Origin of the sequence: Streptomyces sp. M2CJ-2, assembly GCF_016757295.1 — a bacterium.
Lineage (GTDB): Bacteria > Actinomycetota > Actinomycetes > Streptomycetales > Streptomycetaceae > Streptomyces.
Genome location: NZ_JAESIF010000010.1, coordinates 135,362 through 158,254 on the forward strand (window position 1 = coordinate 135,362; position 22,893 = coordinate 158,254).

Annotated in this window: 22 protein-coding genes and 1 pseudogene; 14 read left to right on the top strand and 9 right to left on the bottom strand. The window is 72.0% G+C overall.

Translation table 11 applies throughout. The features are described from left to right. Positions 1-191: 191 nt before the first annotated feature. The 3 genes from JL475_RS11665 to JL475_RS11675 are packed head-to-tail and all read left to right on the top strand — an operon-like array spanning position 192 to position 3,204. On the top strand, positions 192-1,409 hold the full coding sequence (locus JL475_RS11665; RefSeq protein ID WP_202277477.1) for a sugar ABC transporter substrate-binding protein: 1,218 nt from the start codon (positions 192-194) through the stop codon (positions 1,407-1,409). After that, a complete protein-coding gene (locus tag JL475_RS11670; RefSeq protein WP_202277478.1) occupies positions 1,409-2,347 on the top strand; it encodes a carbohydrate ABC transporter permease in 939 nt (312 codons plus the stop codon). The genes JL475_RS11665 and JL475_RS11670 overlap by 1 nt, the downstream gene beginning before the upstream one ends. After that, entirely contained in the window at positions 2,344-3,204 is an 861-nt protein-coding gene (locus JL475_RS11675; RefSeq protein WP_202277479.1) for a carbohydrate ABC transporter permease, read from the top strand. Before JL475_RS11670 ends, JL475_RS11675 begins: the two co-directional genes overlap by 4 nt. A 101-nt stretch (positions 3,205-3,305) precedes the next feature. On the opposite strand, the gene JL475_RS11680 is transcribed toward JL475_RS11675, so the two are convergent. The 3 genes from JL475_RS11680 to JL475_RS11690 all read right to left on the bottom strand — a co-directional run bounded on the left by JL475_RS11680 (position 3,306) and on the right by JL475_RS11690 (position 5,563). After that, complete coding sequence (locus JL475_RS11680; protein WP_202277480.1) at positions 3,306-4,037, bottom strand: hypothetical protein; 732 nt, start codon at positions 4,035-4,037, stop codon at positions 3,306-3,308. After that, on the bottom strand, positions 4,027-4,542 hold the full coding sequence (locus tag JL475_RS11685; protein ID WP_202277481.1) for a SigE family RNA polymerase sigma factor: 516 nt from the start codon (positions 4,540-4,542) through the stop codon (positions 4,027-4,029). The genes JL475_RS11680 and JL475_RS11685 overlap by 11 nt, the downstream gene beginning before the upstream one ends. A gap of 217 nt (positions 4,543-4,759) precedes the next feature. Next, complete coding sequence (locus tag JL475_RS11690) at positions 4,760-5,563, bottom strand: nuclease-related domain-containing protein (protein ID WP_202277482.1); 804 nt, start codon at positions 5,561-5,563, stop codon at positions 4,760-4,762. Positions 5,564-5,663: 100 nt separating this feature from the next. Here JL475_RS11690 and JL475_RS11695 point away from each other — a divergent pair, with 100 nt between their 5' ends. From JL475_RS11695 to JL475_RS11735, 9 genes and pseudogenes are all read left to right on the top strand, one after another. Further along, a complete protein-coding gene (locus JL475_RS11695) occupies positions 5,664-6,170 on the top strand; it encodes a dual specificity protein phosphatase family protein (RefSeq protein WP_202277483.1) in 507 nt (168 codons plus the stop codon). A 105-nt stretch (positions 6,171-6,275) separates the two neighbouring features. Continuing rightward, positions 6,276-6,983, top strand: a complete 708-nt coding sequence (locus JL475_RS11700) for an SH3 domain-containing protein (protein WP_202277484.1) — start codon at positions 6,276-6,278, stop codon at positions 6,981-6,983. A gap of 43 nt (positions 6,984-7,026) precedes the next feature. Then, a complete protein-coding gene (locus JL475_RS11705) occupies positions 7,027-8,406 on the top strand; it encodes an FtsW/RodA/SpoVE family cell cycle protein (RefSeq protein ID WP_202277485.1) in 1,380 nt (459 codons plus the stop codon). Continuing rightward, positions 8,403-9,860: a penicillin-binding transpeptidase domain-containing protein gene (locus tag JL475_RS11710; RefSeq protein ID WP_202277486.1), complete on the top strand. Its 1,458-nt coding sequence runs from the start codon at positions 8,403-8,405 to the stop codon at positions 9,858-9,860. Before JL475_RS11705 ends, JL475_RS11710 begins: the two co-directional genes overlap by 4 nt. 67 nt (positions 9,861-9,927) lie before the next feature. Then, positions 9,928-10,456: pseudogene (locus JL475_RS11715) on the top strand (DUF3291 domain-containing protein). A 225-nt stretch (positions 10,457-10,681) separates the two neighbouring features. Next, complete coding sequence (locus JL475_RS11720; RefSeq protein WP_202277487.1) at positions 10,682-11,632, top strand: diiron oxygenase; 951 nt, start codon at positions 10,682-10,684, stop codon at positions 11,630-11,632. Positions 11,633-11,667: 35 nt separating this feature from the next. Then, positions 11,668-12,321, top strand: coding sequence for a TetR/AcrR family transcriptional regulator (locus JL475_RS11725; protein ID WP_202277488.1), 654 nt, complete (start codon positions 11,668-11,670; stop codon positions 12,319-12,321). A 62-nt stretch (positions 12,322-12,383) separates the two neighbouring features. Further along, entirely contained in the window at positions 12,384-12,710 is a 327-nt protein-coding gene (locus tag JL475_RS11730) for a hypothetical protein (protein ID WP_202277489.1), read from the top strand. 102 nt (positions 12,711-12,812) lie between these two features. Beyond that, positions 12,813-14,078: a C40 family peptidase gene (locus tag JL475_RS11735; protein WP_202277490.1), complete on the top strand. Its 1,266-nt coding sequence runs from the start codon at positions 12,813-12,815 to the stop codon at positions 14,076-14,078. On the opposite strand, the gene JL475_RS11740 is transcribed toward JL475_RS11735, so the two are convergent. Genes JL475_RS11740 through JL475_RS11760 form a run of 5 tightly spaced genes read right to left on the bottom strand, consistent with a single transcriptional unit; the run spans position 14,039 to position 19,882 of the window. Beyond that, entirely contained in the window at positions 14,039-15,304 is a 1,266-nt protein-coding gene (locus JL475_RS11740; RefSeq protein WP_202277491.1) for a styrene monooxygenase/indole monooxygenase family protein, read from the bottom strand. The genes JL475_RS11735 and JL475_RS11740 overlap by 40 nt on opposite strands. A 55-nt stretch (positions 15,305-15,359) precedes the next feature. Next, the gene (locus JL475_RS11745) at positions 15,360-15,998 is read right to left on the bottom strand and encodes an ATP/GTP-binding protein (protein WP_202277492.1); all 639 of its coding nucleotides are present in this window, start codon (positions 15,996-15,998) and stop codon (positions 15,360-15,362) included. After that, positions 15,979-16,401 carry a DUF742 domain-containing protein gene (locus JL475_RS11750; protein WP_202277493.1) on the bottom strand — a complete coding sequence of 141 codons (423 nt, stop codon included), beginning with the start codon at positions 16,399-16,401 and terminating at the stop codon, positions 15,979-15,981. The genes JL475_RS11745 and JL475_RS11750 overlap by 20 nt, the downstream gene beginning before the upstream one ends. Next, entirely contained in the window at positions 16,398-16,946 is a 549-nt protein-coding gene (locus JL475_RS11755; RefSeq protein WP_202277494.1) for a roadblock/LC7 domain-containing protein, read from the bottom strand. Before JL475_RS11755 ends, JL475_RS11750 begins: the two co-directional genes overlap by 4 nt. After that, a complete protein-coding gene (locus tag JL475_RS11760; RefSeq protein WP_307825022.1) occupies positions 16,943-19,882 on the bottom strand; it encodes a nitrate- and nitrite sensing domain-containing protein in 2,940 nt (979 codons plus the stop codon). Before JL475_RS11760 ends, JL475_RS11755 begins: the two co-directional genes overlap by 4 nt. Before the next feature lie 431 nt (positions 19,883-20,313). Here JL475_RS11760 and JL475_RS11765 point away from each other — a divergent pair, with 431 nt between their 5' ends. Then, the gene (locus JL475_RS11765) at positions 20,314-21,099 is read left to right on the top strand and encodes a protein phosphatase 2C domain-containing protein (protein ID WP_202277496.1); all 786 of its coding nucleotides are present in this window, start codon (positions 20,314-20,316) and stop codon (positions 21,097-21,099) included. Positions 21,100-21,306: 207 nt separating this feature from the next. Here the strand turns inward: JL475_RS11765 and JL475_RS11770 are convergent, their stop codons facing one another. Beyond that, positions 21,307-21,801: a MarR family transcriptional regulator gene (locus tag JL475_RS11770; RefSeq protein WP_202277497.1), complete on the bottom strand. Its 495-nt coding sequence runs from the start codon at positions 21,799-21,801 to the stop codon at positions 21,307-21,309. 216 nt (positions 21,802-22,017) lie between these two features. Between JL475_RS11770 and JL475_RS11775 the strand changes: the two genes are divergently transcribed. After that, positions 22,018-22,845, top strand: coding sequence for a lysozyme (locus tag JL475_RS11775; RefSeq protein WP_202277498.1), 828 nt, complete (start codon positions 22,018-22,020; stop codon positions 22,843-22,845). Positions 22,846-22,893: the final 48 nt, after the last annotated feature.

Here is a 22,893-nt window from a genome sequence, read left to right on the forward strand (position 1 = left end):
AGTGTCTGTGCGTAGAGTCCGTTCACCTCGCCCGTACGGACTGGACGGAGCCACCCGTGTCGAAGCAACTCCGTAAGCCAAGAGGAGGGCGGCGGTTCGGCGCCGTCGCCGCCGTTCTTGCCGTAGCCGCTGCCACCGCCACCGGGTGCTCCTCAGGCGGGTCAGGTCAACAACAGGACGAGTCACAGCCGTTGGAGGTCTGGATCCGGCAGGACGCCGGCAGTCCCTCCGCGGAATCGGCCGAGGCCCTCACCAAGGCGTTCACCCAGGAGACCGGCGTCAAGGCGAAACTGGTCGCCGTCGGCGTGACGGACTTCGAGACCAAGCTTCAGCAGCGCACCGCGCAGAAGGACCTGCCGGACATCGTCATCAACGACACCGGCCAGTTGGGGAACCTGGTGACCCAGGGGCTGGTCCGTGAGGTCGACCGCGGGAGCGTGGCCGGCGGCGCCGATCTCGCCGACCGGGCCTGGGAGGCGGCGCAGGGCCACGACGGCAAGTACTACGGCGTGCCCTTCAACTCACAGGCCTTCGCGCTGCTGATACGCAAGGACTGGCGGGAGAAGGTGGGTGCGGACGTACCCGAGTCGTGGGACGAACTCACCGAACTGGCCGTGAAGTTCACCAAGGAGGACCCGGACGGCAACGGCAAGGACGACACCGCCGGCATGGTGATACCGGGGACCACCACCCGCGGCTATCTGACCTGGTGGTTCTCCACCATGCTGTGGTCGGAGGGCGGCGACTTCGTCAAGGAGCAGGGCGACGGCTACACCCCCGCGATCGACGAGCCCGCGTCGGTCAAGGCCGTCGAGAAGCTGCAGGCGATGTTCTGCGACTCCAAGGTCGCCCAGCCCGGCGCCAGTACCGCCGACTCCTCCACCACGCACACCGTCTTCGAAAGCGGCAAGGGCGGCATCTACCTGACCGGCCCCTACATGCTGCCGCGCTTCGACGGGTCGCTGGGCAAGGACAAGTACGAGGTCGTCGCGCCCCCGCCGGGCGCCGGCGGTGAGACCGTCCTGGCGGAGGGCGAGAACGTCTACCTGATGGCCGGCTCGGCCAACGAGAAGGGCCAGCAGAAGTTCGCCGAGTTCGCCGCCTCCCCGGCGGGCCAGAAGATCGGTCTCGGGGTCGACAACGGCGGCATCATCGTCCGGCTGCCCGTCAACACCGAGGTGGACGGGGCCGCCGAACGGAAGGACCCGCGCTGGGAGACCTTCCAGCAGGTCTACAACGAGTCCGGCCGCAACGCGCCGGCCCTGCCCAACTGGTCCACCATCCGGCAGATCTCCGCCGAGGGCCTCAACGGCGTCGTCTCCGACTGCGCGCGCGATGTGACCAAGGCGATGGGCGACCTGGCCGGCGAGTTCGCCGCGGAGCTCGAGAAGCAGGGGGCCAAGGGCTGATGACGGTGACCGAGGCACGGACGTCACCGGGGCCCGGCACCCGGCGCCCGCTCCGTGCGGGGCTGCCGGTGAGGGCGCGGTTGCGTCGGGCCGCGACGCCATGGCTCTTCCTGGCCCCGGCCCTGCTGCTCTTCCTGTACTTCAAGTTCATCCCCATGGCCCAGGCCGTGCGGATGAGCTTCGAGGAAGTCCGGCCGTTCCTCGGCAACACCTACGTCGGCGGCGCGAACTACTCCGAGATCGCGGGCAGCGCCGACTTCGGGGCCGCGGTGTGGCACACGGTGGTGCTGGCCGTGGCCACGACCGCCGGCTCGATCGTGCTCGGGCTGGTGCTGGCCCTGCTGCTGGAGGGGCAGACCCGGTCCCTGTGGTTCGTCCGGTCGGCGATCTTCCTGCCGGTGGTCACGGCCATGGCGGTGGTGGCCGAGGTGTGGCGGGTCATGTACTACCCGGGCCAGGGCGGTGCGCTGAACTCGGTGCTCTCCGTCTTCGGCCTGGGACCCAGCGAGTTCCTCAACTCGCCGGACAGTTCACTGGCGTCCATCGTCTTCGTGGGCATCTGGCGGGGCGCCCCGTACGACATGATGATCTTCCTGGCGGGGCTGGCGGGCGTGGACCGGGTGCTGTACGAGGCGTCGGCGGTCGACGGCGCCTCGCGCTTCCGCCGGATCCGGCACGTCACCCTGCCCGGGCTGCGGCCGGTGTTCGCAATTCTGCTGACCTTGGCCGCGATCCGGGGTCTGCGGATCTTCACCGAGGTGTTCCTGCTCACCAACGGCGGGCCCGACGGCTCGACGGAGGTACTGCTGACACTCACGTACAAGCTCGGTCTTGAACGCAACGAGCTGGGGGTCGCGGCGGCCGGAACCGTCCTGCTGTTCCTGGTGCTGCTGGTGCTGACCGTCGCGTCGCGACTGCGCAGGAGGGAGACCCGATGAGGAACGACACCGCGCTGGGTCTGCAGGAGGCGCGCGGGCCGTGGGCCCGGATGCTGCGGTTCGTCCTGTACACCGTCCTCTTCGGGATCTTCGCGGGACCGCTGCTGGCGCTGATGGTCGGCGCCTTCACCCCGACCGTGGACCCGACGCAGTTCACCCTGCTCCCCGACCGGCTGTCGCTGGACAACCTGGAACGGGCGATCGACCGGAACGTCCTGGACCATCTCCTCAACTCGTTCATCGTGGTGGGCGGCGGGCTGGCCCTGCAGGTCCTGGTCAGCGTCTTCGCCGGCTACGCCCTGGCCCGTAAGCGCTTCCGCGGTTCGGCGGCGGTGCTGGTGTTCATCCTGGCGACGATGATGCTGCCGGAGGAGGTGCTGGCCGTACCGCTGTCGGTGCTGCTGGCGGATCTGCCGGTGCTGCACATCAGTCTGGTCGGCTCGCTGGTCGGCATGATCGTGCCGGTGGCGGCGTGGGGCTTCTCGATCCTGGTGATGACCGAGTTCATGAAGGAGATCCCCAAGGAGCTGGAGGAGTCGGCGAAGCTGGACGGCGCGGGCGAGTTCCGCGTCTTCTGGCAGGTCGTACTGCCGCTCTGCCGCCCCGCTCTGGGTGTGATCGGCATCTTCGGGTTCACGATGATCTGGGACCAGTACATGCTGCCGCTGCTGGTCGCCACCGACCCGGCCCAGTACACCCTGCCGCTGGCGCTGCGCTCCCTGCGCTCGGACGACCAGGTGGGCATCGGGGTGCTGCTGGTGGGCGCGTTCCTGGCGATGCTGCCGTCGGTGCTCGCCTTCCTGGCGCTGCAGCGCTCGTTCATCCGGGGGCTGACGTCAGGGGCGGTCAAGGGATAGGGACAGGTATAGGGACAGGGACACAGACGGGGGCGGACACGGGGAGCCGACCTGCTCCGGACTCCGGCACGTGGCGGGCGGGCCGTCCGGACGGCGGCCGTTCAGCCGACGCGAGCCGCCGTCCGGGTCGGTGGAGCCGGTGCATCCGGTTCCGGGACGGGCGTGGACGTGATCTCGATGAGTTCGCCCTGCCGGACGCGGGCGTAGAACCACCGCGCGTCCTTGACGCTCAGGCCCAGCCAGCCGGTCTTCGCGCCGAGGGCACCCAGGGGCTCGGTGCCGCCGGCCAGGGCGCCCGCGTAGACGGGCAGCCGGTTGCCGGCACGCAGCTCCACCACGTACGGAACCTTGGTGCCACGGCGGTTCTCGGCCCTCGGGTCGCCCGGCAGCGTCATGGCCTTGTGCTTGGCGCGCACGGTCAGCCGGTGGCCGGGAGGCAGCGCGGCGACGGCGTGCGAGTCGACACGCATGACGTGGCCGCCGATCGTGAGCGTGCGACGGCCCAGGTCGAGGAAGCCGTCCGTGGCGGCGGCCGAGCGGGTGGGCGCCCCGTCGGGTGCCGACGTGCCGGCGGTCGTCGGGGTGCCGGAGGCCCGGGCGCCGGACGAGGCGGCCGGGATGTGACGGTTCCGGCCGGGCTTCTCGGCGTGCACGGTGAGTCCGATCGTCGTCAGCACGCATGCCGCCGCGGTCACCATGCCGAACGCGACCGTGGTCCGGCGGCGGCGGCCGCGGCGCCGCGCCCGGGCGCGCACCTCGGCCGCCGGGACGAGCGGCGGCGCCTCGTGGTCCGCCGCCAACTCGCGCAACGCGATGGAGAGTTCATCCGACACGGCCGCCCTCCCTCCAGGCCGGCTCCTCGGCCTCGTCCACCGCCAGTTCCTTGGCCAGTGCCGCCCGCCCCCGGAACAGCCGGGCCTTGACCGTCCCCACGGGCGCGCCGGTCTCGGAGGCTACCTGCTCGACCGTGAGGTCGCACAGATGATGGAGGACGACGGCCATGCGCTGGGTTTCCGGCAGCCGGCGCAACGCGGCCACCAGCGCGGCGCGTTCGGGGCCGGGGCCGGGGGTCGACTCCGGCGGCGCGGAATGGCGCACCAGCTCCAGCCAGCGCTTCGCCCGTCTCCAGCGGCTGACCGCCAGACGCATGGCGACGGTGCGGGTCCACGCCTCGGGCGCCCCGTCGGCCTGGAGCCTGTGGCGCCGGTCCCAGGCCCGCACGAACGCCTCCTGGACCACGTCCTGGGCCTCGCCCAGATCCCCGGTGAAGGCGAAGAGCTGCCCGGTCAGACGGGGGAACGCGGCCGCGTAGAAAGCGTCGAACTCGTCCTCGGTCATGCCCTCCGCCGGTGTCCTTGGATGTTCCTTGCGACCCGGCCGTACCTGTCATGTGCACAGGTCCCGCAGATCACGCACATGGAAGCACAGCCCTGAGGGAAGACGCCGAACACGGGTCCGAGGATCCATCGACCGCCGTACGGGGGGAGCCCGCACCGCGGCAGGCACAGCAGAGGCCCGGCAGGTCAGCCCGTTCGGCCGGTTCCGCCCGTCCCGTTCACAGCCGGGCCCACGTGTTCCGGTCCCGTGCCATCGCGTGCAGGGCCTCCACGTCGGCCGGCTTGAGCACTCCCCCCAGACGGCCCAGGCTCTCCACGTCGCCGTCCGTCAGGACGCGCACCTCGCGCGGCGGAGTCGCCACCGTCACGTGGGACGCGCCGACCAGGACCAGCACCGGACGGACCTCCGCGGTCAGGGCGTACGAGACCCGGTCGGCGTCGGCGCGGAGGCGGCGCAGCAGAGGGCGCGGCTCGCGGCGGCCGAGGGCCACCCGGGGGTCGGCGACCGTCACCCGCTGCTTGTGGGCGTACAGGGCGTGTACGGCGTACAGCCCACCGGGGCCGATGAGCAGGTGGTGGACGCGGTCGCCGCCGGGGAGCGGCACCGAGTGCAGGGTGCGTACGCCCAGGCCGTCCATGCGGTCCAGGGCCTCCCCCACCGCCCGCTCCGCCGTGAGCGCCTGCCGGCGCGGGTCGGCGCGGAAGCGGTGGGCCGGGCCGGGGTCGCGGTCGAGGGAGATCAGCAGGGCCTCACCCGGGCGGTTCGGCGCGAGATCGTCGTCGGGGTGCAGGGAGAGTCGGGCCAGCTCGGCGGGGGTGGGGACGGGGGGCGGGCCGACCGAGACCGGGCCGGTGAGGAAGGGGCCGAGCGCTTCGAGCACATCCGCCTCGTGGTCCTCGCCGAGCACGTTGACCCTGGCCGACTCACGGTCGTACCAGGCGAGGTTCCTGCCGTCCGGGAGACAGACGTACAGCCGCTCCTGGCCGTGCCGCCAGGCCGGTATGACGCGCAGACCGTTCATGCACCATCACCCCACATTCCATGGGAACAGGCGGGTGCTCCCGGGGCAAGAACCCGGATACCTTTGAGATGACGTGAACGGTGATGTGGGGGAGGCACCGTTGCATACCCGCAGGAACCAACCCGATGTACCGGCGCCGGACAGTCCGTGGAACGAGATCGCGCCCGGCCTGTGGATGGGTGGGCACGAGTTCAGGGGCCGGTCCGGGCAGCTGGAGCCCGCGGTGGCCCGACAGGAGTTCGATCTTGTGCAGACGCTGCTGCGGCTGCCGGGACACGGGCCCGGCCCCGGGGTCGAGCACCATGTGTGGCCCATCCCGGACGGGCCGCTCGACGGAACGCAGCTTCTGGGGGTCATGCGGCTCGCCGAGGCGGCGTGCGAGGCGCTGGACGACGGCCGCAAGGTCCTCGTGCGCTGCTACCACGGGTACAACCGCTCCGGCCTGGTCGTCGCGCACGCGCTGATGCGCCGGGGCAGCTCCGCCGATGCGGCCATCCGGCTGATCCGGGCCCGCCGTTCGGGCTGGGCCCTGCACAACGAGCTGTTCGCCGACTACCTGCGAGCGGGGCTGACGACGGCCCGACTGCTGGAGGAGCTGACCGAGTAGCAGCGCCGTCCCCGATGGCGCACCCGGGCAGGCGGGTGTGGAGGGCCACTCCTAGTGTGGCGATTAGTCACCTTTGACCTTTTCGCCCCCATGTGGAGGTACTACATGCCCTCGCACTCCTCGCGTTCGGCGCGCTCGCCCCGCTCTTCTCTCATCCGCCGGCTACCCATATCCCTGGCCGTCGGTGCCCTCGCCCTCGCGACCGCCGTCGTCCCCGCCGCCGCGAGCGACGGAGGGGACGACGGCGACCAAGCGAGCTGGAGCCAGCAGGGCGGCAACGGCCACAACGGCAACGGCAACGGCCACGGCAACGGCAACGGCAACGGCAACGGCAACCAGCAGGGCGGCGGCAACAACCACCACAACGGCGGCAACCAGGCCGGCGGCAACGGGAACGGGAACGGCAACAACCAGCAGGGCGGCGGCAACCAGCAGGGCCACGGCAACGGCAACCAGCAGGGTGGCGGCAACGGAAACGGCCACGGCAACGGCAACGGCAACGGCAACGGCAACCAGCAGGGTGGCGGCAACAACAACCACAACGGCGGCAACCAGGCCGGCGGCAACCACGGCGACCAGGGCAGGTTCAAGGGCGTCGTCACAGCCCACTCGCTGGCCCTGCGCAGCTCGCCGAACCGCGGCTCCCGCATCATCCGCTACGTCCACAAGGGCGATGTCGTCTCGATCTACTGCCAGGTCCGCGGGGACTCCGTGCAGGGCGACCCGATCTGGTACCTCCTCACCGACGGCACCTGGGCCTGGGGCCCCGCCCGACACATCAACAGCATCGGGCCCGCGCCACGCTGGTGCTGACGCGCAAACCACCTGAGCCGCAACATATGGGTAGGTTCCGCACATGAGCAAGGCCGGAATCTCCCTGGCGACGGCTGATCCGCCCACGCCCGCCGCTCCCCTCCCCCGGCGCCGTGGCATCGAACTCGCCCTCATCGTCCTGGCCGTCCTGTTGTCGGTGTTCGGCTACTGCGCCGTCGGACTCGCCAGGAACGGCTCCGTCCCGCCCGGCGCCGCCGGTTACGGCGCCGGGCTCGGCGTGCTCGCCCTGGTCGCGCATCTCGCGGTGCGCTTCCGGGCCCCCTGGGCCGACCCGCTGCTGCTGCCCATCGCCGTCCTGCTCAACGGGCTCGGCCTGGTGCTGATCTACCGGCTCGACCTGGAGACCCCCGGAGACCGGGCCGCCCCGACCCAACTGGTGTGGTCGACGCTGGGAGTGGCGCTGTTCATCGCGGTCGTCCTGCTGCTGCGCGACCACCGGATGCTCCAGCGCTTCACCCGATCCTGTGCCGCCTCCGCGCTCGTCCTGCTCACGGTGCCGATCCTCTTCCCGGCGGTGAACGGGGCCCGCATCTGGATCCGGGTCGCCGGATTCTCCATCCAGCCGGGCGAGTTCGCGAAGGTGCTGCTCGCGGTGTTCTTCGCCGCTTACCTGGCTCAGAACCGGGCCGCGCTCACCTACGCCGGCCGCAGGGTCTGGGGGCTCCAGCTGCCCACCGGCCGGGTGCTCGGACCGATCGTCGCGGTGTGGCTGGTGAGCGTGGGCGTGCTGGTGCTGGAGCGGGATCTCGGCACGTCACTGCTGTTCTTCGGCCTGTTCGTCGTCCTGCTGTACGTCGCCACCGGCCGCACCGGCTGGCTCGCCGTCGGCCTGCTGCTGGCCTCGCTGGGCGCGATGGCCGTGGGCCGGCTGGAGCCGCATGTGCACAGCAGGATCGAGACCTGGCTGCATCCGTTCGCCTCGATCGAGGCGGGCGAGGGCCCGAACCAGCTCGCGCAGTCCCTGTTCGCCTTCGCGGAGGGTGGACTGCTCGGTACCGGTCTGGGGCTCGGGAACTCCGTACTCATCGGCTTCGCGGTCAAGTCCGACTTCATCCTGGCCACGGCGGGCGAGGAGCTGGGGCTGGCCGGGCTCTGCGCGATCTTCCTGCTGTACGGGCTGCTGGTGGAGCGCGGCTACCGCACGGGGCTCGTGCTGCGCGACCCGTTCGGCCGGCTGCTCGCCGTGGGGCTCGCCGCGATCGTGGCGCTCCAGGTGTTCGTCATCGCGGGCGGGGTGACCGGGCTGATCCCGCTGACCGGGATGGCGATGCCGTTCCTGGCACAGGGCGGTTCGTCGGTGGTCACCAACTGGGCGATCGTGGCGCTGCTGGCCCGGCTGAGCGATTCGGCACGACGCCAGGGGGACGGGTGCCGTCCGGGGGACGGAGGTGCCGGGTCGTGACACGGTACATCCGGCATGCCGCCGTCTTCTGCGCGCTGCTGCTGCTCGCCCTGCTGCTGAACGCCATGCGCGTGCAGGTGCTGCGGGCCGACGCCTACGACGACAACCCGGCCAACCGCCGTGACGCCATCGCCCGCTACCGCCAGCCGCGCGGCGACATCCTGGTCGACGGCCGCCCGGTCACCGGTTCGCGGGACACCGGGGAGCATCTGCGCTACGAACGGACCTACGACGCCGGACCGTTGTACGCGCCGGTGACCGGGTACGCCTCGCAGGAGTACGGGACGACCCTGCTGGAGGACACGGAGGACGGGCTGTTGTCCGGCACCGACCCGGCGCTCCAGCCGCTGCCGTTGTGGAACGACTTCACGCGCTCGCGCAACGCGGGCGGAAACGTCGTCACGACGATCGACCCGGCCGCGCAGCGGGCCGCGTACGAGGGGCTGCGCTCACGCAAGGGCGCGGTGGCCGCGGTGGAGCCGTCGACCGGACGGATCCTGGCGCTGGTGTCCGTCCCGTCGTACGAACCGGAGCTGCTGTCCGGGAACGGAGCGGCGGCGCGCGGCGCCTGGGAGCGGCTGAACGCCGATCCGGACAGGCCGATGCTGAACCGGGCGGTGCGGCAGACGTATCCGCCGGGGTCGACGTTCAAGGTGGTCACCGCGGCGGCGGCGCTGGACACGGGCGCGGTCACCGACCTCGACGCACCGACCGACTCCCCCGACCCGTACCTCCTTCCGGGGACGACGACACGGCTGACGAACGGGTCCCGGGGCTGTGCGGACGCCTCGGTGCGGGAGGCGTTCACCTGGTCCTGCAACACCGTGTTCGCCAAGCTGGGCGTGGCCACGGGCCTGGCGGACCTGACGACCACGGCCGAGGGCTTCGGCTTCAACGACGGCGAGCTGCGGGTGCCGTTCCCGGTGGCCCGCAGCACCTTCGACACCACGATGGACCGGGCGCAGCTCGCGTTGTCGTCGATCGGGCAGTACAACACGCGGGCCACCCCGCTGCAGATGGCCATGGTCGCGGCGGCCGTCGCCAACAACGGGCAGGTGCGGGAGCCGTATCTGGTGGAGCGGACGACCCGGGCGGGCGGCGGCACGGTGTCGACGGCCGGCTCGCGTCCGACGCGGCGCGCCATGTACCCGTCGACGGCGCTGCGGATGCGGGAGCTGATGCGGGGGGTGGTGGAGGAGGGCACCGGCACGAACGCCGCCATCCGGGGTGCCGTGGTCGGCGGCAAGACCGGCACCGCCCAGCACGGCATCGGCAACTCCGGTACGCCGTATGCGTGGTTCGTGTCCTGGGCACAGGGCGACGGGGACGCGGAGGCGAAGATCGCGGTGGCGGTGGTGGTGGAGGACGCAGCGGCGAACCGCCGGGAGATCAGCGGCGGCGGAACAGCGGCGCCGATCGCCCGGGCGGTGATGAAGGCGGTGCTGAACTCGTAGGCAAGGAAGCCCACTTGGTGAGACGTGGACTGTCGAAGCCTCCCGTTCCTGGCTTACCGTCCGGTTCATGGCCGAAGCAGGCACCATCCACGAACTCGCCCAGGTGAACATCTCCCGCCTCAAGGCCCCGCTGGACTCGCCGCAGTTGAAGGACTTCGTCGACCACCTCGGCCCGGTGAACGCGGACGCCGAGGCCGCCGACGGCTTCGTCTGGCGTCTGCAGGGCGAGGAAGGGAACGCCACCGCCGTGCCGGTCTTCGGCGACGCGTGGCTGATCGTCAACATGTCGGTGTGGCGGGACACCGACGCCCTGACCGCGTACATGTACCAGGGACGGCACCGGGAGATGCTGGGCCGGCGGCGGGTGGGGGTCCCCCCACGCCCTTGAGGCAGTGGGGGAGGTTCGAGCAGGCGCGGGAGGCATGACGGCCCTGTGGTGGGTCCCGGAGGGCCACCGCCCCACGGTCGCGGAAGCCGAGGCACGCCTGCTGCACCTGCGCGCCCACGGCCCGACCCCCTACGCGTTCACCCTCCGGACGCCGCTCCCGCCCGGCACGTCGACGCCGATGACCGGCGAGGTGCCGGCCCGCCAGTAGCGCGGGATCCCGGCCCGCGCGCACTCCGGCGGTTTCACTTCGCGGTCCCGGCCCGCCGGGTCCTCGGACACGCCCTCGGCAGCCAGGGCGAGGTCTCCGGCAGGAGCCTGGTTCGTTCCGGCCGTCGACAAGTCCCGCCCAGGGGATTGACGGGCTTGCTGACAGACAGTCTCATAAGGGGGGTGAACCGCCGGTAACCCGATACGCCCTCAAGGTGGAGCCGCCATGACGAGCCAGAACCGGACCCTGCCGGAAGCCGACGCGCTCGACGGGCTGCGCGACGCGCTCGGCCTGCTCAAGGACCGGGAACAGATGGCCCAGCGGCTGCTCGACGCCTCCGCCAGGCACTCCTTCGACCCGGACGAGGAGCTGGACTGGGACGCTCCGTTCGAGGAGGGCAAGTGGTTCTGGCCGCCGGAGCTGGTGTCCCTGTACGGCACCCCGCTGTGGAAGCGGATGAGCGAGGAGCAGCGCATCGCGCTCTCCCGGCACGAGGCCGCGGCGCTCGCCTCGCTCGGCATCTGGTTCGAGCTGATCCTGATGCAGCTGCTGGTGCGGCACGTCTACGACAAGGCCGCCACGAGCGCGCATGTGCGGTACGCGCTCACCGAGATCGAGGACGAGTGCCGGCACTCCAGGATGTTCGCCCGGGTGATCACGCGTGGCGGCACCCCGTGGTACCCGGTGAGCCGGGCCCATCAGCAGCTGGGACGGCTGTTCAAGACGATCTCCACCACGCCCGGCTCCTTCACCGCGACCCTGCTCGGCGAGGAGGTCCTGGACTGGATGCAGCGGCTGACCTTCCCGGACGAGCGCGTCCAGCCACTGATCCGGGGCGTCACGCGCATCCACGTCGTCGAGGAGGCCCGGCACGTCCGCTACGCCCGTGAGGAGCTGCGGCGCCAGATGGTGACCGCGCCGAAGTGGTCGCGGGAGTTCACCCGGATCACCTCCGGCGAGTTCGCCCGCGTCTTCTCGGTGGCGTTCGTGAACCCCGAGGTGTACCCGAACGTCGGGCTGGACAAGCGCGAGGCCGTCGCCCAGGTCAGGGCGAGCGGGCACCGTCGGGACGTGATGCGGCAGGGATCGAAGCGGCTGACGGAGTTCCTGGACGACATCGGCGTGCTGCGCGGGGTCGGACGGCGGCTGTGGAGGTCGTCCGGACTGTTGGCGTAGGCAGCCGCCGGAAGCGGTTGGTTACGCTGCGGGGCATGACCCCGCAGGCTCCCACTCCCGCCTATCGGCGCCTCGGCGTCGAGGAGCGGCGCAGTCAGCTGATCGACGCCGCGCTGTCCCTCTTCGCCCACCGCGCGCCCGACGAGGTGGCGCTGGACGACGTGGCGGAGGCGGCCGGGGTGTCACGCCCCCTGGTGTACCGGTACTTCCCGGGCGGCAAGCAGCAGTTGTACGAGGCGGCGCTCAGGTCCGCCGCCGACGAGCTGCGGCACTGCTTCGACGAGCCGCGCGAGGGTCCGCTGCTGCCCCGGCTGTCCAGGGCCCTCGACCGCTACCTCGCCTTCGTCGACGGGCACGGCCCCGGGTTCAGCGCGCTGCTGCAGGGCGGGAGCGTCGTGGAGACCTCCCGTACGACCGCCGTCGTCGACGGTGTGCGCCGGGCCGCCGCCGAGCACATCCTCAGCCACCTCGGAGTCGTCGAACCGGGGCCCCGGCTGCGGATGACCATCCGGATGTGGATCACCGCCGTGGAGGCGGCCTCGCTGATCTGGCTCGACGAGGACAGGCTCCCGCCGGTCGACGAGCTGCGGGACTGGCTGGCGGAGCAGTTCCTGGCCGCCCTGGAGGTGACCGCGCGGCGCGACGCGCAGACCGAGGCACTCGTCCGGACCCTGCTGACGGACGGCTGACGGACGGCCGGCGTACCGCCGCCGGCGGACGGCCCGCGTGGGGCATGGCCGACACTGGAGGCGTGAAGAGTCAGGACACCCCCTTCGAGGGCGGGCCCATGGACGGGCGCGTCCTGCCCGTGCTGCTGGGCATCACCGGGCACCCGCCCAAGACGTACCGCATTCCCGTCCCGGCCCCGGACGGCGGCCCGGCCACCGTGCTGATCTACCGGCGGGTGCCCCGGGAGCAGGGCGGGCGGATCGGGCTGACGCGGGGGTGGAAGTACCTGTACGACCCGAGCGGGGCGGCGGCCGGCCGGCCGAGGTGGCCGTGGTCGGGGCGCCCCCGGAAGCCCGCCGCCGATCCAGACGCCACGCCGGGTGGCAAGCCGGACGACGCCGACGGGTGACGCCGTTGCGCCGAACCGCGCACACCCGGCGAGCGGGCCCGGCCGGGCCGCCGGATGCTCGCGATGCGGAGCGGAGGAGCCGCCCGCGTCGGAGGTGATGGCGTGTCAGAAATGCTTCTGCGTCTGGTGTGCACGGCGGCGGTCGCGGCCGGGACCGTTCTCGCACCGGTGCCCGCGACGGCCGTTCGGAAGCCGCCGGAGAGCGCTGCGGCGCGGCCCCCCGGGGCCCCCGGGAACGACGACGGCGCTCTCGAACCGTCCTCGGGCACCGCGGCCGAGCCCCGCGAGCGGTCCGTCGCCGAGTTGCTGACGGACCTTCAGCGGCTGTACCACGCGGCGGGGAAGGCCACCGCGGCCTACGAGGCCACCGAGGAGCGGCTGACGGAGCAGCGCGCCGAGACCCGGCGGCTGGAGAGCGCCCTCGCCCGCGCCCGGCTCTCCCTGCACGACAGCCGGGGCGCGGCCGGGCGGCTGGCCCGGCACCAGTACCAGAACAGCACCGGGATCTCCCCGTACGTACGGCTGCTGCTGGCGCGCGATCCGCAGCACGCGCTCGACCAGGGGCATGTGATCGGGCGGCTGGCGCGCAACCGGGCGGACGCGGTGGGCCGGCTGACCGGTCGTGAGAAGCGGGCCGACGAGCTCGCCCGGCGGGCCCGCAGGGCGCTCGACGTCCGGCTCGCCCTCACCGAACGGCGCGGGAAGGAGCGGGACGCGGTGCGTGAGCGGCTCGGTGAGGTCGAGGAACTGCTCGCCTCGCTCAGCCCCGAGGAGCTGGCCGCCCTCGCCGAGCGGGAACGGGCCGAAGTGGCCCGGGACCAGGCGGAGTTCCTGGCCTCCGGCGCCCTGGGCGCACCCGGCGTGTCCGGTGCTCCCGGCGGCGGGCGCACCCCCTCCGCGGCGGGCGACCGGGCCGTGCGGTACGCGGTGGAGCAGATCGGGAAGCCGTACGAGTGGGGCGCGGAAGGCCCCGGGGCGTACGACTGTTCGGGGCTGACGTCCGAGGCGTGGGGTGCTGCCGGAACGCCCGTTCCCCGGACCAGTCAGGAGCAGTGGGCGCGGCTGGAGCGGGTCGCGCTGGACGAACTGCGGCCGGGCGACCTCGTCGTGTACTTCCCCGAGGCCACACATGTCGCCCTCTACCTGGGTGACGGCATGGTGGTGCAGGCGCCCCGGCCCGGCGCGCGGGTCAAGGTCTCCCCGATCGCGGCCAACCCGGTCCTGGGCGCCGTACGCCCCGACCCGGACGGGGAGCCCCTGCGGCGCTACGTGCCGCCGGAGCTCCCCGAGGGGGCGACGGAGGGACCCGACCAGGGCTACGCACGCGCCTACGCGCCGCCCGCCGCTCCCGAGACCTCCGCCAGGTAGGCTCCGGCCTTCTCCGGGTCGTAGAAGAAGTTCTCGAGGTCGGCCGGGTTGTCGAAGCAGTTGACGAACCGGTCGGCGACGGGCTGGAGGCTGCCCGCGGCGCCGAGCACCTCGAGGACGTGCGCGGGCGGCGGGGCCAGCATGGCGTTGGTCCACTTGGTGACGTGCCGGGCCGTGTCCCAGTAGCGGTCGAAGGTCTGCCGCATCCATGCCTCGTCGAACGGCTGCTCACCGTGCTCGATGATCGAGGCGAGGTAGGAAGCGGCGCACTTGGAGGCCGAGTTGGAGCCCTGGCCGGTGATCGGGTCGTTGGCCACGACCACGTCGGCGACGCCGAGGACCAGGCCGCCGCCGGGCAGCCGGCCGACGGGGTTGCGGACGGTCGGGGCGTAGCGGCCGGCGAGGGTGCCGCCGGCGTCGGTCAGTTCGACCTTGCTGGTCCGCGCGTGCTCCCAGGGGAGGAACCTCTCCATGAGTTCCAGGGTCAGGGAGAGGTGCTCCGCCGGGTCCTTGACGTCCTTGAAGGCGTCCAGCGGGCCGCCGGGTATGCCCTCCCAGAACAGGATGTCGGCACGGCCCGACGTGGTGAGCGTCGGCATGATGAACATCTCGCCGACGCCGGGGACGATGTTGCAGCGGACCGCCTCGGTGTCCGGGTGCTCCGGACGCGGGTCCATCCCGTGGACGTAGGCCACCGCGAGCGCCCGCTGCGGCTCGGCGTACGGGGAGCGCGAGGCGTCGCGGCCGAACATCCGCACGAGTTCGCCCTTGCCCGCGGCGACGAGCACGAGGTCGTACGTACGGGAGAAGTAGTCCAGGTCGCCGACGGCCGCGCCGTGGATGACCAGCTGGCCGCCGCGCTGCGCGAACGTGTCCATCCAGCCCGCCATCTTCACCCGCTGGTCGACCGACTGCGCGAACCCGTCGAGCAGGCCCAGCCAGTTGATCGCGCGCTGTGTCGGGCCCGGGTCGTGCGAGCCGGGGGCCGCGACCGAGACACCGAGCCCCTGGATCTTCGGGGCCTGGGACTCCCAGAAGTTCAGCTGGAGATCGCGCTCGTGCTGCAGGGCCGTGTGGAACATGCACTGCGTCGACATCACCCGTCCGGTGCGGATCTCGTCCGCGGTCCGGTTGGACATCAGGGTGACCTCGTACCCGTGCGACTGAAGGCCGAGGGCGAGCTGGAGGCCGGACTGACCGGCTCCGACGACGAGTATTTTCCGCATGCGGGAGTTCTCCTAGGGGACGAGGGCTTCCGGCAGCCGAGCGGGGGCTTCCGGGCTACTCCGAGGTTTCCTCGAGCGCGTGACCCACCAGGGACAGGAGGGTCTCGACGACCGAGATCCGGCGCCGGGCGTCCATGATCATGACAGGTATACGGTCCGGGATGGTGAGCGCCTCCCGCACGTCGTCCGGCTCGAACAGCTCGGTCTCGTCGAAGTGGTTGACCGCGACGATGTACGGCAGTCCGCAGCTCTCGAAGTAGTCGAGCGCCGGGAAGCAGTCCTTGAGCCGGCGGGTGTCGGCCATGACGACCGCGCCGATCGCACCGCGCACCAGGTCGTCCCACATGAACCAGAACCGCTGCTGCCCCGGCGTGCCGAAGACGTAGAGCACCAGGTCGTCGTCGAGCGTGATGCGGCCGAAGTCCATGGCCACGGTGGTGGTCAGCTTGTCCGGCGTGGCGGTGAGGTCGTCGGTCCCGGCGCTCGCCTCGGTCATCAGCGCCTCGGTCTCCAGAGGCTTGATCTCCGAGACGGTGCTGACCAGCGTGGTCTTGCCGACTCCGAAGCCGCCGGCCACCACTATCTTCGTGGCGATCGGGGCGCGGGTACGGTCCGTCTGCCAGGGCAGCAACTGCTCGTCGTCCTCGACGAGCGGGGAGACGCCTTGAACTGCGTCAGAGACGGCGGAGTCCACTCAGCACCCTTTCCAGCAGCACGCGGTCCGGGCGGCCCGTGCCGTGGCCGGTTCCCGTTCCGTAGACACGGATCTTTCCCTGGTCCGCGAGGTCGCTCAGGAGCACCCGGACCACGCCGAGCGGCATCCTCAGCAGCGCGGCGATCTCTGCCACCGTGCGCATCCGGCGGCACAGTTCGACGATGGCCCGCATCTCCGGCATGATCGCCGACTTCAGCGAGCCCTTCGTCAGCTCCTTGCGCTGCTCGGGGGCCTCCAGTTCGGCGGTGGCCGCCACGAACGTCTCGACGAGGAGCACATGGCCGAAGCGGGTACGACCATGGGTGAGCGAGTAGGGGCGGACCCGGGCGGGTTTGCGGTCCCCGCCGCGGATCGGGAGGTTCTTCCTGGTTTTACCGCTCAACAGGGGCTCCCGGTGGACTCGTTCTCCAGGGTCTTGTTCTCCATGGACTTGCGCAGTTCGCTGCGGAGCTCGGGGGTCAGGACATGGCCGGCCCGGCCCACGAACAGGGCCATGTGGTACGCCACCACGCTCATGTCGCACTCCGCGGAGCCGTGCACCCCGAGCAGCGAGCCGTCGCTGATCGACATCACGAACAGACTGCCCTCGTCCATCGCCACCATGGTGTGCTTGACCTGGCCGTAGTCCATCAGCTTGGCGGCACCGACGGTCAGGCTGCCGATGCCGGAGACGACGGTGGCCAGATCGGCGGCGGAGCCTCGCGGGCCGGCGCGTTTCACGGCCCGCGCCTCGGGTGCCCCGGCGGCGGCCTCGCCCTGGTCCGTCCGGGCGTGCACGAGGGCGGGGTCGGAGGAGAGCAGCAGCAGCCCGTCGGAGGAGACCACGGCCACCGAGAGGATGCCGGGCACCTCCTCGACGAGGTTGGTCAGCAGCCAGTGCAGGTTGCGGGCCTCACTGCTCAGTCCGAAGGTACTGGGCGCGGTCAACTGCTTGCCTCCTCGACGGTGCCCCCCGTGACTTCTTCGGACGGTGCGGCCGCGGTGGACGGCGGTCGGTGCGGTCCCGTCTCCTCGGCGATCTCCACTTCGACGTCCCGGCGTCCGGCCTCCGCCCCCTGGCGGAAGCCGCCGAGGCGGCGCCGCAGGGCGTCGGCGTCCACCGAGCCGGTGCGCTGCCTGGGGGCCTCGGCGCGCGCGGCGATCTTCGGTGTGCGTTTGGGCAGGCCCTTGGCGGTGACCGGCTCCTCCTCCGCCTCCGGGCCGTCGGGCACGCGCGTGTGCTCGGCGTCGGGGGCGGGGGCGGGCACCGAACGGGCCGACGGTGTGGCCGGAGGCTCGGGCCCGGTGTCCAGCTGGGCGCCCGGGGCCTTCGCGTCCGCCGCCGCGGTCGCGTCGGGCGCGGGGGAGGGCGACGGGATCAGCAGCTCCATGGTGGTCTCGGCGGGCCGCTGATGCGTCCCGTCCTCAGCCTCGGGGCCACCGTCGCCGTCGCTGTCACCGGCGCTGTCACTGTCACCGGCGCTGTCGCCGTCTCCGGCTTCGGCTCCGGCTCCGGCTCCGGAGAGGGGCTCGGCAGCGGCCTCGGCAGGGGCGTTTTCCGCGGGCTCCTCCGGCGCGTCGCCCGTGGGCTCCTGCTCGGCGGGGGCCTCCGCGGTCGGTGCCTCCGCGGCGGACTGCTGCCGTACCGCCTGTTCCGCCAGGGCGACCAGCGGGTCGTCGCTCTCCGTGCGGCCGTGCAGGACGTTGGCGTTGGCCTCGGCGTCCGCGCCCGGCAGGGAGACGCGCTGCGCACCGGCGGTGCCGGAACCGGAGGCGGGGACGGCGGTGGGCGGGGCGGGCTTGGCGGCCAGCAGGGTCGTGGGAAGGACCACGACCGCGGCGACGCCGCCCTGCTTCTGCTCCCGCAGCCGCACCCGCACCCCGTGCCGCTGGGCGAGCCGGGCCACGACGTACAGGCCGAGTCCGAGGCCGTCCTCGTCCTCATGCTTGTAGTGCGCCTCCGGGTCGGAGTCGGACAGGCGGGCGTTGAGCCGCTCCAGCCGGTCCCCGTCCATGCCGATGCCCTCGTCCTGCACGGAGAGCATGACCTCGCCGCTCTCCATCAGCCAGCCGGAGACCTCGACGGGCAGGTCGGGCGGGCAGAACGAGGTGGCGTTCTCCAGGAGTTCGGCCAGCAGATGGCTGAGGTCGTCGGCGGCGAACCCGGCGATGTGCGCGTGCGGCGGCAGCGAGGCGATCCTGACCCGCTCGTACCGTTCGATCTCGCTGACCGCGGCCCGTACGACGTCGACGAGCGGCACCGGACCCGCCGCGTGCTGGACGTGTTCGGTGCCGGCGAGGACGAGGAGGTTCTCGCTGTGCCGGCGCATCACCGTGGCGAAGTGGTCGAGCTTGAACAGGGTGGCCAGGCGGTCCGGGTCGTCCTCACGCTCCTCCAGGCCCTCGATGACACCGAGCTGCCGTTCGACCAGGCCGAGAGTGCGCAGCGCCAGGCTGACGAAGGTGCCGCCGATGCTGGTGCGCAACTGCTCCAGACGGGCGGCGGACTCGGTGAGCTCGGTGCGCAGCTCCTCACGGGCGTCGGCCATCCGCTGCCGCTGCGCGACGAGGTGCTTGCGGTCGGCCTCGAGGGTGGCGATCCGCGCGGTGAGCTGCGCGGCGTGCGCGTGCAGGGCGTTGACGGAGCGGACGACCTGGGCGAACTCGTCGTTGCGTCCGGTGAAGGTGACCGGCTCTTCGACGCTCGGGTCCTCGGCCCCGGCGAGGCGGGCCGAACCGCGGCGCAGCACGGACAACGGGCGGGTGAGGGTGCGGGCCATGGCGGTGGCGACGCCGACCGCGAGCAGCATGAGAGCGCCGAGGACGGCGATGTGGATCTCCAGCGCGGTGACGTCGTCGTCGCGCAGCTGGGCGAGGTCCTTGGTGCGCTTCTCGAAGAGGGCGGACTCCACTCCGCGCATCGTCTCGACGCGGGCGGTGAGCGCGGCCTCCAGCTTCTTGACGTCGGTGGCGAGTTCGTCGTCGGAGAGGGACGGCTGGTCGGTGAGGCTCGCGAGGTACTTCTCGGCGGAGTCGACCTCGGGTCCGGTCACCGTGGAGTCGTAGGACGCGCGGGCCGCCTTGGGCGCCGTGTCACGGAAGTCGGCGAGGGCGGCGTCGGAGCGCAGGCGGGCCTGGAGGGCCGCGGCGGTCAGCTCGTCGCGCCGCTCGGTGTCGGCGCCCGAGGAGGCGGTGGACGTGGTGGGCAGACCGGTGATCGGGTCGATGACGGTCTGGGTGGTGCCCGGCACGTCGAGTGCGGCGAGCAGCAGCCCGCGGGTGGCGGCTGCCTGCTGGACGGCGGAGTCCAGTTCGGCGAGCGCGTAGGCTCCGGAGCCCGCGCGGGGCGGGGTCCGCTCCGCGAGCTGCTCGGCGAGCCGGTGCAGCTGGGTGATGGCGGTGGAGTACGCCTGGTGCGCCTCGAGCGCGCTGCTCTTGCCGGTGAGCGCCGCCCTGCGCACGGCCGCGATGGCGTCGAGGTCGTCGCGCATGGCTTCGGGGGTGCCGGTGTCGGCGCGCAGCTCCTCGATCTGCCGGTCGACGCGGGCGCTGTCCTGTTCGGCGGGTGCCTTGGACTTGGGGCGGCCGGCCGCGATGTAGGACGTGACCTCGTCCCGTTCGTCGGCGAGAGAGTGCGCGAGCGTCAGGGAGTCCTGGGTCCGCTCGGCGAGGGTCACCAGGTTCTGGGAGTCGTTCAGTTGCCCGGAGGCCGCCAGCACGGACGGCGTTCCAGCGCCCGCGATCGCGGCGGCCACCACCGCGACGGCCACGATGAGCCGGTTGCGCACATGGGTGGGGCGGCCCTTGCCGACGGTGGGCTTCTGGTCGGCGTCCCCCGTGGGGGCCGTCTGCTTGCCTGTGCGACGAGGCCGCGTCTTCTGCACCGGTGCTCGCATTCCTGACTCGTGTACCCGTGGGTCCGGGTGACGCTCCGTCAACAGGCGTCCACGCCCTGCTCGTGACAGGCACCTGTGTCCTGTCCGGACTGTCGACCGCGCTGGGCCCGTGAGACGCCCTCAACGCCTCCCGACCCTCCCAGCGCCTCTGGGCGCTGGATACGCATCACCTGACCCGCCACTCGAAGGAGTGAACATCGGAGGCGAGTTGAGGGGCAAGTCCCGCCACGCCCCGCAGCGGCCGTGCGCGGCGGGCCGGTTGGACGTCTGCGGCAGCCAATGGCAGTATTCGCCGCCACGCGCGCCCGGAGCACGGCATTCCCACCCAAACTCGGCTCCTGACCTGCACGGTCCCGGGAAATCAGCGAACCCGTCCGGCCTCCGGCGGTCCCGGTGGAGGCCTCGTGCAGACTGGAAGAATGCGTACTGGACTCGCCTCGGAACCCGGCGACGCGGACCGCCCCAACGAGGACTTCGCCAGTGTCGGGCTTCCGGCCTCCGGACAGGGCGGTTCGCTGGTCGTGCTGGACGGCGTCACGCCGCCGCGGGACGGGGCGGGCTGCCGGCACTCCGTCCCCTGGTTCACCGCGCGACTCGGCGGGGCACTGGCCGAACTGACCGTTTCACTCCCGGATGTCCCCCTGGCCGACCTGCTGTCCCGGGCCCTTGTGCGTACCGCTGACGCGCACGTCGAAACCTGTGACCTTTCTCACCCGCGCACTCCTCAGGCGACGGTGGTGCTGGCCCGCTGGTCACCGGAGTCCGTCGAGTACCTGGTGCTGTCCGACTCGGTCCTGCTCGTCGAGTCCCCCGACGGGGCGGTCACCCCGCTGCTGGACGACCGGCTGGCCCTGCTGCCCCGCTCGGCCCTGGCCACGGACGCACTGGTGGACGCCACGGTGCGGAACAAGGAGGGCGGCTTCTTCACCGCGGCCGCCGATCCGTCGGTCGCGGCGCGCGCGGTCACCGGCACCCTTCCGCGTGCCGAGGTGCACGCCCTGGCCGCGCTGACGGACGGGGCCGCGCGCTGGGTGGAGAGGTTCCGCGAGGGCGACTGGACGGAGTGTCTCGCCCTCGTCCGCAAGGAGGGGCCGCAGGCGCTGGTGGATCGCGTACGGGCCCTGGAGCGGGCGGACACGGACCGGGTGACGCCGGGCCGGAGCAAGACGCACGACGACGCGACGGTGGTGTACGTGGAGTTCTGACTCCCCGTACACCACTCCCGCTCGCCCGCCGCCGTCCCGTTCGCCCGCCCGTACGCCGCCGGGCTCGAGCACTCCGGTACGCCGAACGGCGCCCCGCTTCCCCCGAACGGCGTCCCGCTCACTCCGATCACCCGGATCACCCGGATTACGCCGAAGAGCGCCGTACGTCCCCCGGACGGCGCCGAATCGCCCCGAACGGCGCTCCGGTCACCTGTCCGTCCCGCGGTTCAGCTGGTGCAGCAGCCGGGCGAGTTCCGTGACCTCGCCGGTGTCCCAGTCGGCGAGGCTGCGGGCGTAGCGCGCGCGGCGGGCCTCACGGACCCTGCTCACCCGGTCCCGGCCCTCCGGGGTGAGGGCGACCAGCCAGGCGCGGCCGTCGGCGGGGTCCGGCTCGCGGGTGACGAGCCCGAGCTCCTCCAGGGCGTGCAGCTGACGCGACATCGTCGCCTTGCCGACGCCGATGTAGGCGGCGAGTTCGGTGGCCCGCTGCTTGCCGCACTCATCCAGACGGACGAGCAGGCCGTACGCGGACGGTTCCAGGTCCGGATGGACCTCGCGTGACATCTCGCCCTGGCTGGCCCTGGCGCGACGCAGCAGCACCGTCAACTCCTTTTCCAGAGCGAGGAATCCGGGCTGTTCCACACCGCTCGCGGGCTCCTCGGACGAGGTGTCCTCTGCGCCGCCGTTTCCGCCTTCGTGCACGTCAGTTCCTGCCTCGGTTTTCCCGGTCGTCCGTGTTCCCGCCAAGTGGCGACGCCGCTGCGGCTCCGCAAGTATTTCGCAGACGCGGCCCGGCGGCGGTTTCCGAACCCCTGGGGAGCCCCGGGGATTCCCGGGGCTCACGTCGCGGTCCGCGTGCGTCGCCTCCCTTGCTTCCCCTTCCCAAGGGTCCCGCACCAAGTTCCTCGGAGACACGTCATGCCCGTGCACAGATTCGGCTTCACCCGTCTACGCGCGTTCACGACCGTCGCGGCGGTCCTGCTCGCGGTCGTCTCGCTTCCCCGCGCGACACCCGCGGCCACGGCTGCCGCCCCCGACGTCCCACCGCGCGGCTCCGCCCACATGGGCATGGGCGTCGTCGCCCATGACGGCCAGGACGGCGCGCCCACCGGCCGCACCGCCTGGACGGAGGGCGTGGATGTCTCCAGCCACCAGGGCGACGTGCCCTGGTCGACCCTCTGGGACAGCGGAATCAAATGGGCCTACGCGAAGGCCACGGAGGGGACGTACTACAAGAACCCCTATTACACGCAGCAGTACAACGGTTCGTACGACATCGGCATGATCCGCGGCGCGTACCACTTCGCGACCCCCGACAGGACGAGCGGCGCCGCCCAGGCCGACTACTTCGTCGACAACGGCGGCGCCTGGTCACGCGACGGCATGACACTGCCGGGCGTGCTCGACATCGAGTGGAACCCCTACGGGGACGCCTGCTACGGCAAGTCGCAGAGCGCCATGGTGAGCTGGATCCGCGACTTCCTGGACCAGTACCGGGAGCGCACCGGCCGGCACGCCGTGATCTACACGGCGACCAACTGGTGGAAGCAGTGCACCGGGAACCACGCCGGGTTCGCCGCCGACAACCCCCTGTGGATCGCCCGGTACGCCTCCACCGCGGGTGAGCTGCCCGCGGGCTGGGACTTCTACACGATGTGGCAGTACACCTCGACCGGGCCGACGGTCGAGGACCACGACCTCTTCAACGGCACGGTCGACCGGGTGCGGGCGCTGGCGCTCGGCTGACGCCGCCTCGCGCCCCGCCCCCGACCCGCACGGTGACGGCCCGGGCCT